The sequence below is a fragment of the Streptomyces sp. NPDC048291 genome (assembly GCF_043201715.1).
Classification (GTDB): Bacteria; Actinomycetota; Actinomycetes; order Streptomycetales; family Streptomycetaceae; genus Streptomyces.
Genome location: NZ_JBICZC010000004.1, coordinates 42,060 through 57,412 on the forward strand (window position 1 = coordinate 42,060; position 15,353 = coordinate 57,412).

The 15,353-nt window shown below is 71.8% G+C and carries 16 protein-coding genes; 7 read left to right on the forward strand and 9 right to left on the reverse strand.

Going from position 1 to position 15,353, the window contains the following annotated elements; translation table 11 throughout:
• Position 1: 1 nt before the first annotated feature.
• From ACGF5O_RS10980 to ACGF5O_RS11000, 5 genes are all read right to left on the reverse strand, one after another.
• Positions 2–652 carry a TetR/AcrR family transcriptional regulator gene (locus ACGF5O_RS10980; protein WP_393809614.1) on the reverse strand — a complete coding sequence of 217 codons (651 nt, stop codon included), beginning with the start codon at positions 650–652 and terminating at the stop codon, positions 2–4.
• The gene (locus ACGF5O_RS10985) at positions 649–1,329 is read right to left on the reverse strand and encodes a DUF4166 domain-containing protein (protein ID WP_393809615.1); all 681 of its coding nucleotides are present in this window, start codon (positions 1,327–1,329) and stop codon (positions 649–651) included. The genes ACGF5O_RS10980 and ACGF5O_RS10985 overlap by 4 nt, the downstream gene beginning before the upstream one ends.
• On the reverse strand, positions 1,326–2,069 hold the full coding sequence (locus ACGF5O_RS10990) for a hypothetical protein (RefSeq protein ID WP_393809616.1): 744 nt from the start codon (positions 2,067–2,069) through the stop codon (positions 1,326–1,328). The genes ACGF5O_RS10985 and ACGF5O_RS10990 overlap by 4 nt, the downstream gene beginning before the upstream one ends.
• A 174-nt stretch (positions 2,070–2,243) precedes the next feature.
• Positions 2,244–2,537 (reverse strand): MTH1187 family thiamine-binding protein, encoded by a 294-nt coding sequence (locus ACGF5O_RS10995; RefSeq protein ID WP_393809617.1) that lies wholly within the window; start codon positions 2,535–2,537, stop codon positions 2,244–2,246.
• A complete protein-coding gene (locus tag ACGF5O_RS11000; RefSeq protein WP_351962298.1) occupies positions 2,534–2,878 on the reverse strand; it encodes a DUF3817 domain-containing protein in 345 nt (114 codons plus the stop codon). The genes ACGF5O_RS10995 and ACGF5O_RS11000 overlap by 4 nt, the downstream gene beginning before the upstream one ends.
• Positions 2,879–3,010: 132 nt before the next feature.
• Between ACGF5O_RS11000 and ACGF5O_RS11005 the strand changes: the two genes are divergently transcribed.
• The 5 genes from ACGF5O_RS11005 (at position 3,011) to ACGF5O_RS11025 (ending at position 6,097) form a co-directional block, all read left to right on the forward strand.
• Positions 3,011–3,334: a DUF6191 domain-containing protein gene (locus tag ACGF5O_RS11005; RefSeq protein WP_393809618.1), complete on the forward strand. Its 324-nt coding sequence runs from the start codon at positions 3,011–3,013 to the stop codon at positions 3,332–3,334.
• A 106-nt stretch (positions 3,335–3,440) separates the two neighbouring features.
• Positions 3,441–4,073, forward strand: coding sequence for an AIM24 family protein (locus ACGF5O_RS11010; RefSeq protein ID WP_393810113.1), 633 nt, complete (start codon positions 3,441–3,443; stop codon positions 4,071–4,073).
• A gap of 1 nt (position 4,074) precedes the next feature.
• Positions 4,075–4,725 (forward strand): AIM24 family protein, encoded by a 651-nt coding sequence (locus ACGF5O_RS11015; RefSeq protein ID WP_393809619.1) that lies wholly within the window; start codon positions 4,075–4,077, stop codon positions 4,723–4,725.
• Positions 4,722–5,528, forward strand: a complete 807-nt coding sequence (locus tag ACGF5O_RS11020) for an AIM24 family protein (protein ID WP_393809620.1) — start codon at positions 4,722–4,724, stop codon at positions 5,526–5,528. Before ACGF5O_RS11015 ends, ACGF5O_RS11020 begins: the two co-directional genes overlap by 4 nt.
• A 92-nt stretch (positions 5,529–5,620) precedes the next feature.
• Entirely contained in the window at positions 5,621–6,097 is a 477-nt protein-coding gene (locus ACGF5O_RS11025; RefSeq protein ID WP_393809621.1) for a MarR family winged helix-turn-helix transcriptional regulator, read from the forward strand.
• 87 nt (positions 6,098–6,184) lie between these two features.
• Here ACGF5O_RS11025 and ACGF5O_RS11030 read toward each other — a convergent pair whose 3' ends face one another.
• The 4 genes from ACGF5O_RS11030 to ACGF5O_RS11045 all read right to left on the reverse strand — a co-directional run bounded on the left by ACGF5O_RS11030 (position 6,185) and on the right by ACGF5O_RS11045 (position 10,559).
• Positions 6,185–6,679, reverse strand: a complete 495-nt coding sequence (locus tag ACGF5O_RS11030; protein ID WP_393809622.1) for a cupin domain-containing protein — start codon at positions 6,677–6,679, stop codon at positions 6,185–6,187.
• 126 nt (positions 6,680–6,805) lie between these two features.
• Positions 6,806–8,014: an MFS transporter gene (locus ACGF5O_RS11035; RefSeq protein WP_393809623.1), complete on the reverse strand. Its 1,209-nt coding sequence runs from the start codon at positions 8,012–8,014 to the stop codon at positions 6,806–6,808.
• Between the two features lie 343 nt (positions 8,015–8,357).
• Positions 8,358–9,314, reverse strand: coding sequence for a methylmalonyl Co-A mutase-associated GTPase MeaB (meaB, locus tag ACGF5O_RS11040; RefSeq protein ID WP_393809624.1), 957 nt, complete (start codon positions 9,312–9,314; stop codon positions 8,358–8,360).
• Between the two features lie 39 nt (positions 9,315–9,353).
• Positions 9,354–10,559, reverse strand: coding sequence for an acetyl-CoA C-acetyltransferase (locus tag ACGF5O_RS11045; RefSeq protein WP_362658758.1), 1,206 nt, complete (start codon positions 10,557–10,559; stop codon positions 9,354–9,356).
• A gap of 149 nt (positions 10,560–10,708) precedes the next feature.
• Here ACGF5O_RS11045 and mce point away from each other — a divergent pair, with 149 nt between their 5' ends.
• Together mce and scy are read left to right on the forward strand one after the other, a co-directional pair.
• A complete protein-coding gene (gene mce, locus ACGF5O_RS11050; RefSeq protein WP_393809625.1) occupies positions 10,709–11,149 on the forward strand; it encodes a methylmalonyl-CoA epimerase in 441 nt (146 codons plus the stop codon).
• A 222-nt stretch (positions 11,150–11,371) separates the two neighbouring features.
• The gene (scy, locus tag ACGF5O_RS11055; protein WP_393809626.1) at positions 11,372–15,220 is read left to right on the forward strand and encodes a polarized growth protein Scy; all 3,849 of its coding nucleotides are present in this window, start codon (positions 11,372–11,374) and stop codon (positions 15,218–15,220) included.
• Positions 15,221–15,353 lie beyond the last annotated feature (133 nt).

The following is a 15,353-nucleotide window of genomic DNA, read 5'->3' on the forward strand; positions in this document are numbered from 1 at the left end:
CCTAGGGCCGGTTCGTGCGGCGCAGGTGGTGGCGGACCGCGCGCTGGGCGACCGGGCCGAGCTCGTCCAGCGCGGCGACCAGGGCGCCGAGTTGCTCCAGGGCGTCCAGGGCCGTGTGGGCGCCGGCCGGGTCGACGCCCTCGTACAGCTCGATGCCGACGAAGGACGCGGCGACCGCGCGGGCGAGCCCGGCCGGGTCGGCGAACTCCCCGAAGGGCGTGGCGGAGAGGACCCGGACCAGCACCGTCTGGATCTCGGCGATCCACAGGTCGAGCCCGGCGGCCGTGGCGGGCCCGAGCGACTCATGGGTCTGCGCGCCGGCCAGCAGCTGCCCGAGCAGGGCGACATGGCCGCCCGTGCGCGCCTCCTCGTGGATCTGTCGTCCCACAGTGAGCAGTTCGGAGAGCGATCCGACGGCGGCGAGCCGGGGACGGAAGCGGTCGACGGCCTGTTCGGCGCCGTACCGGCAGGCGGCGGCGAGGAGTTCGTCCACGGATCCGAAGTGGTAGAAGACGAGCGCCTGGTTGACCCCGGCGGCCGCCGCCACCGTACGGGCCGAGGTCTTGGCGATGCCCTGCTCGGTGAGCGTCCGCAGCGCGCCCTCCAGCAGCTTGTGCTTCGTCTCCAGGGACTTGGCGGTCTCCGGGCTCACGCGCGCGACTCCTCGCGGACGGGCCGCAGTCCGGGTCGCACCCCGCGGCCGCGGAGGTCGGTGTACGACGCCTCGAAGGAGCCCTGGTAGCCGAAGAGCGGCCCGAAGTACCGGTTCACGACCCGCACCCGGATGCGGAAACGGCCGGCCCGGTCGTCGTAGGACTCGCGCACCTCGGCGGTGGCGCCCACGAGTTCGGGGACGCGGACGTCCACCGGGCCCTCCCTGAACCGGTGTTCGCCGGAGCGGATCAGCAGGGAGCCGTCGGACTCGGCGTGCAGGTGCAGTTCGCTGGCGAGGTGCTGGTGGGTGCCGAGGTAGTCGAGGATGCGGTCGCCCTTGGGGCTGAGCACCATCTGGGCGTCGAAGCGGCGGGAGCGGCCGGGGAGGTCGAAGGTGCGCACGAAGCTCACCGTCTCACGGCCGTAGGTGTCGGCGTAGGGCACATTCTCGATCTTGAAGGGCACGTTCCGGGCGGCCTTCGGGACCAGGATGTTGCGGGTGGTGCCCAGCGCCAGGAACGGCTTCACGAAGGCCCCGCCGTGCCAGATCCGGTCCATCACGCCGTGGCCGGTGCAGGCCTCGCCGCTCGCCAGGCCGACCGAGAAACGGCGCTGGAGCTGGGGGTGCAGCCGGTCGAAGTCGGGGCCCATCACGGTGCGGAACATCGAGGTCACGGCTGCTTCTCCAGGGTGCGCAGGATGTGCGGGGCGGTCACTCGGACGGGTGGGGTGCGCAGGCAGCGGCGGGCGGCCGGGGTGGTGGCGAGGGGCGCTGTGCAGAGGGCCAGGAAGAGGGCGACGACGAGGAGGAGCGGGACCAGGAAGGCGACGGTGGGCGAGAGGACGGCGGGGACCGGGCCCCGGATCAGGGCGGTGCCGCAGCCGGCGACCGCCAGCGCCCGGGCCGCCATCTCGGCCAGCCAGTTCCACCGGGCCCGCTCCGGGGTGATCCCGCGTTCCAGCCACAGCCGCAGCCGGTCGAAGGACCAGGCGGTCGCCCAGCCCATCAGCGGGCGCAGGACCAGACGGTCGGCGAGCGCACCGAGGGCGCCCCAGCGGGGCCGGTAGTCGTAGCCGGTGAGGAAGCGGACGCCGTCGGCGACCGGGACGTACCGCCAGTAGCCGCTGCCCTCGGCGAGCAGCGAGAGCGGGTGCGGGGAGGCGAAGCGCAGGGCGGAGGTGCGGGTGCCGTCGGGACGCTCCTTCTCCCCCGCCGAGACACCGGTGCCGGCGATCGTCAGGAAGGGCAGCACCCGCGTGGCGTAACGGAAGCGCTGCGGCTCGCCTTCCTCCCGTGGGAGGTAGCCGATCTCGGTGAACCTCAGGTCCCAGCGCTGGTGCCGCCCCGGGTCCTGGGTGCGTGCCCAGAGTTCGTCGAGGTCGGCGTGGATGTGCGCCTCTATGTAGAGCCCCATGGTGTCGTACCCCCGTCACCTGGTCTTCCGAGCTCGTTTTGAGCGGTCGCTCAAATCCCTGGACATGACGGTACCCGCTTTTGAGCGTTCGCTCAATCACGGAGGAAAGGAAAACCCCGGCCCGCGCGGGCCGGGGTTTTCGGGAGGGCCGAGGGAGCACCCAGGGAAGGCCGGCTACTCGGCGAGGTGCCGCTCGACCGTCGCCACCTTGCTGGTGAGTCCGTCGGTGACGCCCGGCCGGATGTCCGCCTTGAGGACCAGGGAGACACGCGGGGCGCGCTCCTCGACGGCGGCGACGGCGCGCCTGACGACGTCCATCACCTCGTCCCAGTCGCCTTCGATCGAGGTGAACATGGCGTCGGTGCGGTTGGGCAGCCCGGACTCGCGGACCACCCGGACGGCGTCGGCGACGTACTCCCCGACGTCGTCGCCGACGCCCAGCGGCGTCACGGAGAAGGCGACGATCATGCGTTCACGACCCCTTCCTTGCGGGCGCGGGCGGCGATGACCTCGTCCTCGGCGGCGCGCTTGAGCCTGCGCTCGGCGAAGAAGCCGCCGGTCGGCAGGACGGAGAGGACGAAGTAGAAGAGGCCGGTCTTCAGGGACCACTTGGTGCGGTTCCAGGCGTCGGCCCAGAAGATCACGTAGAGGATGAACAGGACACCGTGGACCGCGCCCATCACGGGCACCGCGTTGAAGTCCGTGGTCCGCTTGAGCACCGAGCAGACGAGGAGGATCAGGAAGGAAACGGCCTCCGGGGCGGAGACCAGGCGGAGGCGGCGGATGGCGGTGGCGGTCTTGATGTCCACGAGTCACCTTCGGTGGGAGGACGTCCACTCTTTGTGAACGCGAGCACAAACGTTCAACCATTGTGGCAAAGGGGCGGTGCGGCCCCGGCGCGGGGGTGGCAGGGTGGGCCGGGCGACGAAGAGGGCGCGGGTATGCCGTTCGTGTTCTTCATGACCCTGCCGGGGCTGGTGCTGCTGCTCACCGTGCTGGCCTTCGTGGACCAGCTGCTGCTGCGGGCCGGCCGGGCCGGGGTGCTGCCGTGGCGGAACGCCGCCCGGCAGGGCCAGGTCTCCGCGACCGGCTTCGAGCAGCTGCACGCGGCGCTCTCCCCCGGCAAGCAGAACGAACTCAAGGAGCGGCAGAGCGCGCTGGTGCTGCGCGACGACGAGGAGGACGGCGCGCCGCCGAGGTCCGCGGTCGACCTGGCGGCCGGTACGGCGGTGATCCGCCTCCCCGGCGAGCGGGAGCACCCCTGACGGCCGCACCCCTGACCGCCGCACCCCTGAGGGACGGTTCGGGGGTGATGTCCACCCACGGGACCTGTCGCCGCCGTCTGCCTGCGGCTACCTTCGCAGCGTGGCGATGTTCCGACTTCAGGGAAGCAAGGTGCTCGCCGTCGAGATGACCGGGGACGCCGTGAAGGCGAAGAACGGCTCGATGGTCGCGTACGACGGGCAGATGGCGTTCAAGAAGCTGAGCGGCGGTGGCGAGGGGCTGCGCGGGATGGTGACCCGGCGGCTCACCGGCGAGCAGATGACGGTGATGGAGGTGAAGGGGCACGGGACGTGCTGGTTCGCGGACCGGGCGTCGGAGATCAACCTGGTCGGCCTCCGGGGCGACAAGCTGTACGTCGAGTCCAGCAACCTGCTCGCGACCGACGCGGGCCTGCGCACCGGCACGACGTTCACCGGCCTGCGCGGCGCCTCCCAGGGCAACGGCCTGTTCACCACCACGGTCGAGGGCCACGGCCAGGCGGCGATCATGTCGGACGGCCCGGCGGTGGTACTCAGGGTCAGTTCGCAGTACCCGCTGACCGTCGACCCGGGCGCCTACATCGCCCACCAGGGCAACCTCCGGCAGTCCTTCCAGTCGGGTGTGACCTTCCGCACGTTCTTCGGGGAGGGCGGCGGGGAGGCCTTCCAGATCCGGTTCGAGGGGGACGGCCTGGTGTACGTACAGCCGAGCGAGCGCAACACGATCGCGGGGGACGTCTGACATGGCCCTGCGCGAGGTGAACTCCAAGATGGTCGAGGCGACCGTCGTGCCCGGGCAGCGGCTGTTCAGCCAGCGCGGCGCGATGCTCGCCTACAAGGGCGAGGTGTCCTTCACGCCCAACATCCAGGGCGGCCAGGGCGGGCTGATGTCGATGCTCGGCCGCCGGGTCGCCGGCGAGGCGACCCCCCTCATGAGCGTCGAGGGCAGCGGCACGGTCTTCTTCGGGCACGGCGGCCACCACGTCCACGTCATCACCCTCACCGGCGACACCCTCTACGTCGAGGCGGACCGGCTGCTCGCCTTCGAGGGCACGCTGCAGCAGGGCACGATGTTCATGGGCTCCCAGGGCGGCGTGATGGGCATGGTGCGCGGCCAGGTCACCGGCCAGGGCCTGTTCACCACCACTCTCAAGGGCCACGGCGCGGTCGCCGTGATGGCCCACGGCGGGGTCTTCGAGATCCCGGTCACCCCGCAGCGCCCGGTCCATGTCGACCCGCAGGCCTACGTCGCCCACCACGGCGACGTCCGCAACAAGCTGTCGTCGGCGCTCGGCTGGCGGGAGATGGTGGGCCGCGGCTCCGGCGAGGCCTTCCAGCTGGAGCTCAGCGGCAACGGCACGGTGTACGTGCAGGCCTCGGAGGAGAAGCTGTGAGCGCATACGGAGCCGCCGGGCCGGCCGGGCCGGCCGTGTACGACCCGATGACCCTGCCCGTCGACGACAACGTCAACAAGTACACCTTCTGCGTGGAGCTCAAGAGCAGCCAGTGGTTCCTGCAGAAGGGGAAGATGATCGCCTACTACGGCTCGATCGACTTCAACGGCATCGGACACGGCCGTTTGGACCGACTTGTCCGGACGTCCTTCCATTCGCCTCTGCACGCGAGCGACTGGGTGGTGGCGGAGGGCTCGGGCCGGATGCTCCTCGCCGACCGGGCGTTCGATGTGAACTCGTACGACCTCGACGACGGCAACCTGACCATTCGCTCCGGCAACCTGCTCGCTTTTCAGCCAAGTCTCGCGCTGAAGCAATCCATCGTTCCCGGTTTTCTGACCCTTATCGGAACCGGAAAGTTTGTGGCCGCGTCCAACGGTCCGGTGGTGTTCATGGAACCCCCCATCCGGGTGGACCCGCAGGCACTGGTGGGATGGGCCGACTGCCCCTCCCCGTGCCACCACTACGACCATGGGTACATGACCGGCGTGATGGGCGGTCTACGTGCACTGACGGGCCTCGGCGGGGCCTCCGGAGAGGAGCATCAGTTCGAGTTCGTAGGGGCCGGCACGGTCCTGCTGCAGTCCACCGAGACCCTGATGGCCGAGCAGGCCGCGGGAGCGGTTCCGCACGAGCCCGGAGTGCCCGGTGGAGGCGCCCCCTCCACAGGACATTCACAGCAGGCGGGCGCACCGCGTCTTCCCGGACAGCTGGGGGACCTCCAGCGTCGCTTCGGGCTGTGAGCGGTAGTCTGCGGAGTGTGACATCGAACGCGTGCGCACAGTCACACCACCCTCACTAGTTCGCCTTTCAACATTTTAGGTAGACTTCATTCATGGAGACCGAGACGGCCACGCGCTGGCTGACCGATGCGGAGCAGTGCGCCTGGCGCACCCACCTGGAGGTCAACAGGCTGTTGACGTACCAGCTCGAAAAGGATCTGCAGCCGTTCGGCCTGACAATGAACGACTACGAGATCCTGGTGAACCTGTCCGAGTCGGACGACTACCGGATGCGGATGAGCGACCTCGCCTCCGCCACCCTCCAGTCCAAGAGCCGGCTTTCCCACCAGATCACCCGCATGGAGAACGCGAACCTGGTCCGCCGCGAGAACTGCGAGTCCGACCGCCGCGGGCTGTTCGCCGTCCTCACCGAGCACGGCATGGAGACGATGAAGAAGGTGGCGCCACATCATGTCGCCTCCGTGCGACGGCACTTCATCGACCTGCTGTCGCCGGAGGCACTCATGGAGCTGGACAAGGGCCTGAAGCCCATCGCCGAACACCTGCGGGGGCAGCGCGGGCGCCCGTGACCCCGAGCGGCACCGACGAGCGGCGGACGGGGGTTCAGGTCCCGTCCGCCGCTCCGCTGTGTGCGGCTCCGCCACCCGCCCGACCGGCTAGCCGTCGAGCATGTCACCGGTGTTGTACTGGTCGTGCCTGATCCGGAAGGCCTCCAGTTCCTCGCGGCTGCGCTCCGCGTACTCGCCGAGCTTCTCGAAGTACTCCTCCCTGGGCGCTCCCGGTGTGAAGAGCAGCAGAAACGACACCGGGTCGTCGCTGTCGTTCCGGAAGGCGTGCAGCCCGCCGGGCGGTACGTGGAGGAAGTCTCCCCGGCCTCCGGTGACCCAGCGTTCGCCGTCGTAGAGCCGGACCTCGCCGGACAGGACGTAGAACGACTCGGAGATCGTACGGTGGAAGTGCTCGGCGGCGCCCATGGCCTTCGGTCCCAGGTCGACCCGGTACAGGCCGAACTCCCCATGTGTGGTCTCCTGCCGGGCCACGTAGGTGATGGCGGTGGCGCCGGAGCCCGTGTCGGGCCGGGGCGAGGCGGGCCGGAACACCGCACTGGCCCGGCCCCTTTCGCCGGTGTAGCGGGGCTCTGGGTAGGACATTTCGGCTACCTGCGTTCCTGAGGGGGCGAGGTGGCCCGCACCGCTTCTCCACGACCGGACCGTCACTGAATCTGTCCGCGGTACGGGCCCCACGACGGACCGGCCGCCGAAATTCGACCGTCCGGGCTAGAGCGGCGGCCGGGAGACGGCCCGCACCGCCACGGCGGAGACCAGGGCGACGCCGCCGGCCAGGGCGAAGCAGGCTCCCACCGGCAACCGTCCGACCAGCAGACCGGCCACCATGGACCCTCCCGCGGTGCCGGCGTTCACCGCCGCGTTCACCCACGCCCCGGCCCGCGTCCGCTCCGCCGCCGCCGCCGTCTCGTCGGCCAGCAGATACGCCGTCGTCAGGGTCGGCGCCACGAACACCCCGGTCGCCGCCATGGCCGCGGCCAGCGTCCACATCCCCGGCGCGAACCCGGCGGCCACCAGGACCGTCCCCAGCCCCACCGACAGCCACGCCAGCCGCTCCCCCGCCGGACGGCGCCACTCCACCGCCCCGTTCAGCAGCCCGCCCACCGCGCTGCCCGCCGAGAGCGCGGCGAGCACCCAGGGGACGGCTCCTTCGCCGTACGACCGCTGCTGCGCGAACGCCATCACCAGCAGGTCCGCCGCGCTCAGCGCCAGACCGAGGCCGGCCGCCGCGAGGACCGGCGCCGCCGGGAAGCGTCCGGGCGTGCGGCCCCTCTCCCGCCTCGGCGGGACCGCTCCCCGCACCGCGGGCGACAGCACGAACGCACAGGTGCCGGCCAGCATCAGCACCGCGCTCAGCAGCAGCCCCGCCGGCGGCGGACCGAACCGCAGCAGCAGGCCCACCAGCGCGGGGCCCGACACGAACAGCAGCTCCTCGGCGACCCCGTCCAGGCTGTACGCCCGCCGCAACAGGGCGGGGTCGTCGACCAGGCGGCCCCACACCGCCCGCATCGTGGGGCCGAGCGGCGGCGCGAAGCAGCCGGTGAGCGCGGCGGCCGCGGCGAGGGCCGCCGGCGGCGCGCCCGGCCGCCAGGTCAGGGCGGCCAGCAGGCAGAGCAGAGCGCTGTAGAGGGCCGCCAGCGGAGGCAGGGCGCGCCGGGGGCCGTACCGGTCCACCAGACCCGCCCGGACGGGCAGCAGGACGACCACCGTGCCGCCGAAGAGCGCCATCACCAGACCGGAGACGGCATAGGAACCGGACGCCCTGGTCACGGAGAGCAGCACGGACAGCGAGACCGTGCCGTAGGAGAGACGGGCCGCGAGGGCGGCCAGAAAGGTGCGGCGCGCGTGCGGGACGCGCAGGACGGCGGCATAGGAAGGCCGCCGGACATGCGAAGGGCGCGACGAAGTCGACGCGGGCATGAGTGAGTTCCTCGGTCGGAGGCGGAAGAGGGGACACCTGGGCGCGCCACGGCACGGGGTACTCACGTGCCGGCGGCGACACCGGGTGCGGCTCTTACGCCAAGGAGAGGAACATGCCGGTCAAGGTAGCAGCACCGGTTGCCGCACGGGGGTGGGGACGCTTACCGGCGCCGGCCGGGTGCCGCCGCGCCCACCCGTGCCGCCCCAGCGGCACGACTGCCCGCAGCTGAGTCGTGCCCCGCAAGGGGCGCTGGGGGTCCCCCCGGCCGAAGGCTGGGGGAGGAACTGCGCGAGCAACCCCCGCCGGCCCGTGGGCGGGCGACGGCCCACGCCCCTACGGCGACTAGCCCTCCGTCAGGCCCGAGACCAGCTCGTCCGCCGCGCGGTAGGGATCCAGCTCGCCGGCCACGACGCGGTCCGCGAGCGCGTCGAGATCCCGGTCTCCGTGCAGGTCGGCGATCCGTGCCCGCAGGGCCGTGACCGCGATCGTCTCGACCTCGCGGGACGCGCGGGCGAGGCGGCGTTCCGCCAGGACGCCCCGTTCCTCCATCCAGGCGCGGTGCTTCTCCAGCGCTTCGACCAGTTCGTCGATGCCCTCCGACCGCGCGGCGACCGTCTTGACGATCGGGGGCCGCCAGTCGCCCGGGCCGCGGGACTCGCCGAGGCCCAGCATGTGGTTCAGCTCGCGGGCCGTGGCGTCGGCGCCGTCCCGGTCCGCCTTGTTGACGACGTAGACGTCGCCGATCTCCAGGATGCCGGCCTTGGCGGCCTGGATGCCGTCGCCCATCCCCGGGGCCAGCAGCACCACGCTGGTGTCCGCCTGGGAGGCGATCTCCACCTCCGACTGGCCCACCCCGACCGTCTCCACCAGGATCACCTCGCAGCCCGCCGCGTCCAGGACGCGGATGGCCTGGGGCGCCGACCAGGCGAGGCCGCCCAGGTGGCCCCGCGTCGCCATCGAGCGGATGTAGACGCCGGGGTCGGACGCGTGGTCGGACATCCGGACGCGGTCGCCGAGCAGGGCGCCCCCCGAGAAGGGGGACGACGGGTCGACGGCCAGCACACCGACCCGTTTGCCCTGTTTGCGATAGGCGGTCACAAGCGCCGACGTCGAGGTCGACTTGCCGACTCCCGGGGAGCCGGTCAGGCCCACGACGTAGGCGTTGCCCGTCAGCGGCGCGAGTGCCGCCATGACCTCCCTGAGCTGCGGGGACGCCCCCTCCACCAGGGAGATCAGGCGGGCCACCGCACGCGGTCGGCCCTCCCTGGCCTGGGCCACCAGCGAGGAGACGTCCTGCATCACAGCTCCGTTCGCTTTCGTTCGCTCGAAGAAACCGGCTCAGGCCTTCGGTACCCGCACGATCAGCGCGTCACCCTGGCCGCCGCCACCGCACAGCGCGGCCGCGCCGACCCCGCCGCCCCGGCGCTTGAGCTCCAGGGCCAGGTGCAGGACGAGCCGGGCGCCGGACATGCCGATGGGGTGGCCGAGGGCGATGGCTCCGCCGTTCACGTTCACCTTTTCGGTGGTCACCCCGAGGTCCTTCATTGACTGGACGGCGACGGCGGCGAAGGCCTCGTTGATCTCGATGAGGTCCAGGTCTCCGGCGTCCAGGCCCTCCTTCTTCAGGGCGTGGTTGATGGCGTTGGACGGCTGGGACTGGAGCGAGTTGTCCGGTCCGGCCACGTTGCCGTGGGCGCCGATCTCGGCGAGCCACTGAAGGCCCAGCTCCTCGGCCTTGGCCTTGCTCATCACGACCACGGCCGCGGCGCCGTCGGAGATCTGCGAGGAGGTGCCGGCGGTGATCGTGCCGTCCTTCGTGAACGCCGGGCGGAGCCTGCCCAGCGACTCCACCGTGGTGTCGCCGCGGATGCCCTCGTCCTTGCTGAAGACGACCGGCTCGCCCTTGCGCTGCGGGATCTCGACCGGGGTGATCTCGGCCTCGAAGACGCCGTTCTTCTGCGCGGCGGCGGCCCGCTGGTGGGACAGGGCGGCCACCGCGTCCTGCTCCTCGCGGCCGAGGCCGAGGCGGGTGTTGTGCTTCTCGGTCGACTCGCCCATCGGGATGTTCTCCCAGGCGTCGGTCAGGCCGTCGTAGGCCATCGCGTCGAGCATCTCGACGGCGCCGTACTTGAAGCCCTCGCGGGACTTCGGGAGCAGGTGCGGGGCGTTGGTCATGGACTCCTGGCCGCCCGCGACCACGATGTCGAACTCGCCGGCGCGGATCAGCTGGTCCGCGAGGGCGATGGCGTCGAGGCCGGAGAGGCAGACCTTGTTGATCGTGAGCGCCGGGACGCTCATCGGGATGCCTGCCTTGACGGCGGCCTGGCGGGCCGGGATCTGCCCGGCGCCGGCCTGGAGCACCTGCCCCATGATCACGTACTGCACCTGGTCGCCCCCGATCCCCGCACGGTCGAGGGCGGCCTTGATCGCGAAGCCGCCGAGGTCGGCTCCCGAGAAGGACTTCAGCGAGCCCAGCAGTCGTCCCATGGGCGTACGCGCGCCCGCGACGATCACCGAGGTGGTTCCAGAGGTTCCAGAAGTCATGAGCTGCGAATCCCCTTACCGGCTGCACTGCCGAGGAGTGAACGAGGGTTTACTTCGAATGTATTGCGTGGCACTCCGTGCCGTCATCGGGCCGTCAGTGTGATCGCTGGCACGTTGCGTAACCATCGCGGTGGCGCTGCACTGAATCCATGCTGACGCGAATCGACCACATCGGGATCGCCTGCCACGACCTCGACACGACCGTCGAGTTCTACCGGGCCACGTACGGCTTCGAGGTGTTCCACACCGAGGTCAACGAGGAACAGGGCGTGCGCGAGGCCATGCTCAAGATCAACGGGACGTCCGACGGCGGCGCCTCCTACCTGCAGCTTCTCGAACCGACCCGGGAGGACTCGGCGGTCGGCAAGTGGCTCGCGAAGAACGGCGAGGGGGTCCACCACATCGCCTTCGGTACGGCCGATGTCGACGGTGACGCCGCGGACATCCGTGACAAGGGCGTACGCGTTCTGTACGACGAGCCACGGATCGGCTCCATGGGGTCGCGGATCACCTTCCTGCACCCGAAGGATTGCCACGGCGTACTGACAGAACTGGTCACTTCGGCGGCTGTTGAGTCACCTGAGCACTGACCCTCGTACATATGGGCCGGTAGGGTTGGGGGCGGTCGTCCCTTCGCACGTTCGCAGGGCCGGGGCGGCCGCATGCCGGGGTCCGGGTTTCGGGGGACGAGCGTCGGGGCAGCAGCCCGTGCTCCGCCGTTGATCTGACACCATTCCCCGGGGGCCCCGTTCGGCGGATGGACGGAGCTCGTTCGGAGAAGGTTGCGACCAGGGGACGGATGGGACCGCGCAGTGCGGGGCTACGAGAGCCAGGAGCGGGAGCCGGCGGCTGACGTCGACCACCTCACTCGTTTCGAAGCCGAGATGAAACGGCTGAAGACCGAGCGGGAAAAGGCGATCCAGCATGCCGAGGACCTCGGCTACCAGGTCGAGGTGCTGCGCGCCAAGTTGCACGAGGCGCGCCGCACCATCATGTCCCGGCCCGCGTTCGACGGCGGTGACATCGGGTACCACGCCGAGCAGCTGCTTCGGAACGCCCAGGTGCAGGCCGACCAGATCCGCCAGGAGGCGGAGCGGGTGGCCGCGGAGGCGCGGGCGCAGACCCAGCGCATCCTCCAGGAGCACGCCGAGCAGGCGGCGCGGCTCCAGGCCGAGCTGCACCAGGAGGCGGTGACCCGCCGCCAGCAGCTGGACCAGGAGCTGGCCGAGCGCCGGCAGACCGTCGAGTCGCACGTCAACGAGAACGTGTCGTGGGCCGAGCAGCTGCGCGCCCGCACCGAGTCGCAGGCCCGGCGGCTGCTCGACGAGTCGCGGGCCGAGGCCGAGCAGGCCATGACCGCCGCCCGGGCCGAGGCCGAGCGGATCGCCACCGAGGCCCGCCAGCGGGTGACCAGCGACGCCGAGGCGGCCCGCGCAGAGGCCGAGCAGCTGCTGCTGCGCGCCCGCCGGGACGCCGAGCGGCTGCTGAACGCCGCGTCGACGCAGGCCCAGGAGGCCACCGACCACGCGGAGCAGCTGCGCAACTCCACCGCGACGGAGTCGGACAGCGCCCGTCGGCAGGCCGGTGAGCTGAGCCGGGCCGCCGAGCAGCGGATGACCGAGGCCGAGGAGGCGCTGCGCAAGGCGCAGTCCGAGGCCGAGAAACTGGTCACCGAGGCCGAGGCGAACGCCACCAAGGCCCTCTCCAGCGCCGAGGCCACCAACCAGCAGCGCACCCAGACGGCCAAGGAGCAGGTAGCCCGGCTGGTCAGCGAGGCCACCAAGGAGGCCGAGGCCACCAAGGCGAGCGCCGAGCAGGTCGTCGCGGACGCGCGCGCCGAGGCCGAGAAGATCATCGCGGAGGCCTCCGAGAAGGCCCGCACCCTGACCGCCGAGGAGAGCGCCTCCCAGCTTTCCAAGGCCGCCAAGACCGCCGAGGACGTCCTGAACCGGGCGTCCGAGGAGGCCAAGGGCACCACCAAGGCCGCCGCCGAGGAGGCCGAGCGGATCCGCACCGAGGCGGAGACCGAGGCGGACCGGCTGCGCGCCGAGGCGCACGACATCGCCGAGCAGCTGAAGGGCACGGCGAAGGACGACACCAAGGAGTACCGCGCCAAGACGGTCGAGCTGCAGGAGGAGGCCCGCCGGCTGCGCGGCGAGGCCGAGCAGCTGCGGTCCGACGCGGTCGCCGAGGGCGAGTCGATCCGCGCCGAGGCCCGGCGCGAGGCCGTGCAGCAGATCGAGGAGGGGGCCAGGTCCGCCGAGGAGCTGCTCGCCAAGGCCAAGGCCGACGCCGACGAGCTGCGGCAGACCGCGACCACGGACAGCGAGAAGGTCCGCACCGAGGCCATCGAGCGCGCCACCACGCTGCGCCGGCAGGCCGAGGAGACCCTGGAGCGCACCCGCCAGGAGGCCGAACGGCTCCGTGCGGAGGCCCAGGAGCAGTCCGAGACGATGCAGGCCGACGCCGAGCGGGCCGCGGCCGACATGCGCGCGGAGACCGAGCGGGGCGTCGAGGCCCGGCGCGCGGAGGCCGCCGACGAGCTGACCCGCCTGCACACCGAGGCCGAGGACCGGCTCACCGGCGCCGACCGGGCGCTGACCGAGGCGCGCGAGGAGTCCGGCCGGATCCGCCGGGAGGCCGCCGAGGAGACCGACCGGCTGCGCGGCGAGGCCGCCGAGCGGATCCGTACGCTCCAGCAGCAGGCCGAGACCGAGGCCGAGCGGCTGCGCGACGAGGCCGCCGCCGACGCCTCCGCGTCCCGCGCGGAGGGCGAGACCATCGCCGTGCGGCTGCGGTCCGAGGCCGCGGCCGAGGCGGAGCGGCTCAAGCAGGAGGCCCAGGACACCGCCGACCGGGTCCGTGCCGAGGCGCAGGCGGCGGCCGAGCGGCTGTCCACCGAGGCGTCCGAGACGCTGGCCGCCGCCCAGGAGGAGGCCGCCCGGCGGCGCCGGGAGGCCGAGGAGCTCCTCGGTTCCGCCCGCCAGGAGGCCGACCAGGAGCGCGAGCGGGCCCGCGAGCAGAGCGAGGACCTGCTGGCCCAGGCCCGCAACCGGGTCGAGGAGGCGCAGGCCGAGGCGGTACGGCTGGTCGAGGAGGCGGACCGGCGGGCCACCGAGATGGTGTCGGCCGCCGAACTCCACGCCCAGCAGGTGCGGGACTCGGTCTCCGGGCTGCACGAGCAGGCGCAGGAGGAGATCACCGGGCTGCGCTCGGCCGCCGAGCACGCCGCGGACCGCACCCGGCGGGAGGCCGAGGAGGAGTCCGACCGGGTCCGCGCCGACGCCTACTCCGAGCGGGAGCGGGCCAGCGAGGACGCGACCCGGATCCGGCGGGAGGCGGCCGAGGCCTCCGAGGCGGCGAAGTCGCTCGCCGAGCGGACCGTCGCCGACGCGATGACCGAGTCGGAGCGGCTGCGGTCCGAGGCGGCGGCGCACGCCCAGCGGGTGCGCACCGAGGCCTCCGACGCCGTCGCCCAGGCGGACCAGGACGCCACGCGCACGCGTGCCGAGGCGCGTGAGGACGCCAACCGGATGCGTTCGGACGCGGCGACCCAGGCCGACACCCTCATCACCGAGGCGCGCAACGAGGCCGAGCGGCTCCAGAACGAGACCATCACCGAGGCCGACCGGGTCCGCGCCGATGCCATCGCGAAGGCGGAGAAGCTGATCGCGGACGCCACCGGCGACGCGGAGCGGCTGCGGGCCGAGGCCGCCGAGACGGTCGGCTCCGCCCAGCTGCACGCCGACCGGACCCGCGCCGACGCCGAGCGGCTCAAGGGGGACGCGGAGGCGACGGTCGAGCGCCTGCTGAACTCCGCGCGCGAGGAGGCCGAGCGGACCCTCGACGAGTCCCGCAAGGACGCCAACAAGCGCCGCCAGGACGTGGCCGAGCAGGTCGACACGCTCATCAACGAGACGGCCGCGGAGGCCGACAAGCTGCTCACCGAGGCGCAGCAGCAGGCGATGAAGACCACCGCGGACGCCGAGTCGCAGGCCGACACCATGGTGGGCGCGGCCCGCAAGGAGGCCGACCGGCTGGTGTCCGAGGCCACGGTCGAGGGCAACGCGCGGGTGGAGAAGTCCCGTACGGACGCGGACGAGCTGCTCGTCGGTGCCCGCCGGGACGCCACCGCCATAAGGGAGCGGGCGGAGGAGCTGCACGAGCGCATCACCACCGAGATCGAGGAGTTGCACGAGCGGGCCCGCCGCGAGGCCGCCGAGACCATGAAGTCCACCGGCGACCGCTGTGACGCGCTCATCAAGGCAGCCGAGGAGCAGCTCGCCAAGGCCCAGGCCAAGGCGAAGGACCTGGTCTCGGAGGCCAACTCCGAGGCGGGCAAGGTCCGCATCGCCGCCGTCAAGAAGGCGGAGGGGCTGCTCAAGGAGGCCGAGCTGAAGAAGGCCACGCTGGTCCGGGAGGCCGAGGAGCTCAAGGCCGAGGCGATCCGCGAGGCCCGCCGCACGGTCGAGGAGGGAAAGCGCGAACTGGAGATCCTGGAGCGCCGGCGGGAGAACATCAACGGCGAGATCTCCCGTGTCCAGGACGTCCTGGAGGCGTTGGAATCCTTCGAGGCCCCGTCGGCCGGCAAGGACGGCGGGGTCAAGGCGGGCAGTACGGTGGGTGCGCCACGATCAGGTGGCAAGCCCTCAGAAGGCTAGAAGCCGGGGTCGGTTCTGTAGTGTTCTGAGGCTTTTGATTAAATCTGTGGCAGAGGCTTTGGCAAGCGATCTCACAGCTAGCCACTCAAAAGGGGTGTCATTCTCCAGATCAAACACGTATCCGCTCGATGAC

What these genes read in the sequence shown, in the direction of transcription:
- ACGF5O_RS10990 (WP_393809616.1), bottom strand. Translation starts at nt 2,069, where the DNA reads ATGGGGCTCTACATAGAGGCGCACATCCACGCCGACCTCGACGAACTC.
- ACGF5O_RS10995 (WP_393809617.1), bottom strand. Translation starts at nt 2,537, where the DNA reads ATGATCGTCGCCTTCTCCGTGACGCCGCTGGGCGTCGGCGACGACGTC.
- ACGF5O_RS11005 (WP_393809618.1), top strand. Translation starts at nt 3,011, where the DNA reads ATGCCGTTCGTGTTCTTCATGACCCTGCCGGGGCTGGTGCTGCTGCTC.
- ACGF5O_RS11010 (WP_393810113.1), top strand. Translation starts at nt 3,441, where the DNA reads ATGTTCCGACTTCAGGGAAGCAAGGTGCTCGCCGTCGAGATGACCGGG.
- ACGF5O_RS11015 (WP_393809619.1), top strand. Translation starts at nt 4,075, where the DNA reads ATGGCCCTGCGCGAGGTGAACTCCAAGATGGTCGAGGCGACCGTCGTG.
- ACGF5O_RS11025 (WP_393809621.1), top strand. Translation starts at nt 5,621, where the DNA reads ATGGAGACCGAGACGGCCACGCGCTGGCTGACCGATGCGGAGCAGTGC.
- ACGF5O_RS11030 (WP_393809622.1), bottom strand. Translation starts at nt 6,679, where the DNA reads ATGTCCTACCCAGAGCCCCGCTACACCGGCGAAAGGGGCCGGGCCAGT.
- ACGF5O_RS11035 (WP_393809623.1), bottom strand. Translation starts at nt 8,014, where the DNA reads ATGCCCGCGTCGACTTCGTCGCGCCCTTCGCATGTCCGGCGGCCTTCC.
- meaB (WP_393809624.1), bottom strand. Translation starts at nt 9,314, where the DNA reads ATGCAGGACGTCTCCTCGCTGGTGGCCCAGGCCAGGGAGGGCCGACCG.
- ACGF5O_RS11045 (WP_362658758.1), bottom strand. Translation starts at nt 10,559, where the DNA reads ATGACTTCTGGAACCTCTGGAACCACCTCGGTGATCGTCGCGGGCGCG.
- mce (WP_393809625.1), top strand. Translation starts at nt 10,709, where the DNA reads ATGCTGACGCGAATCGACCACATCGGGATCGCCTGCCACGACCTCGAC.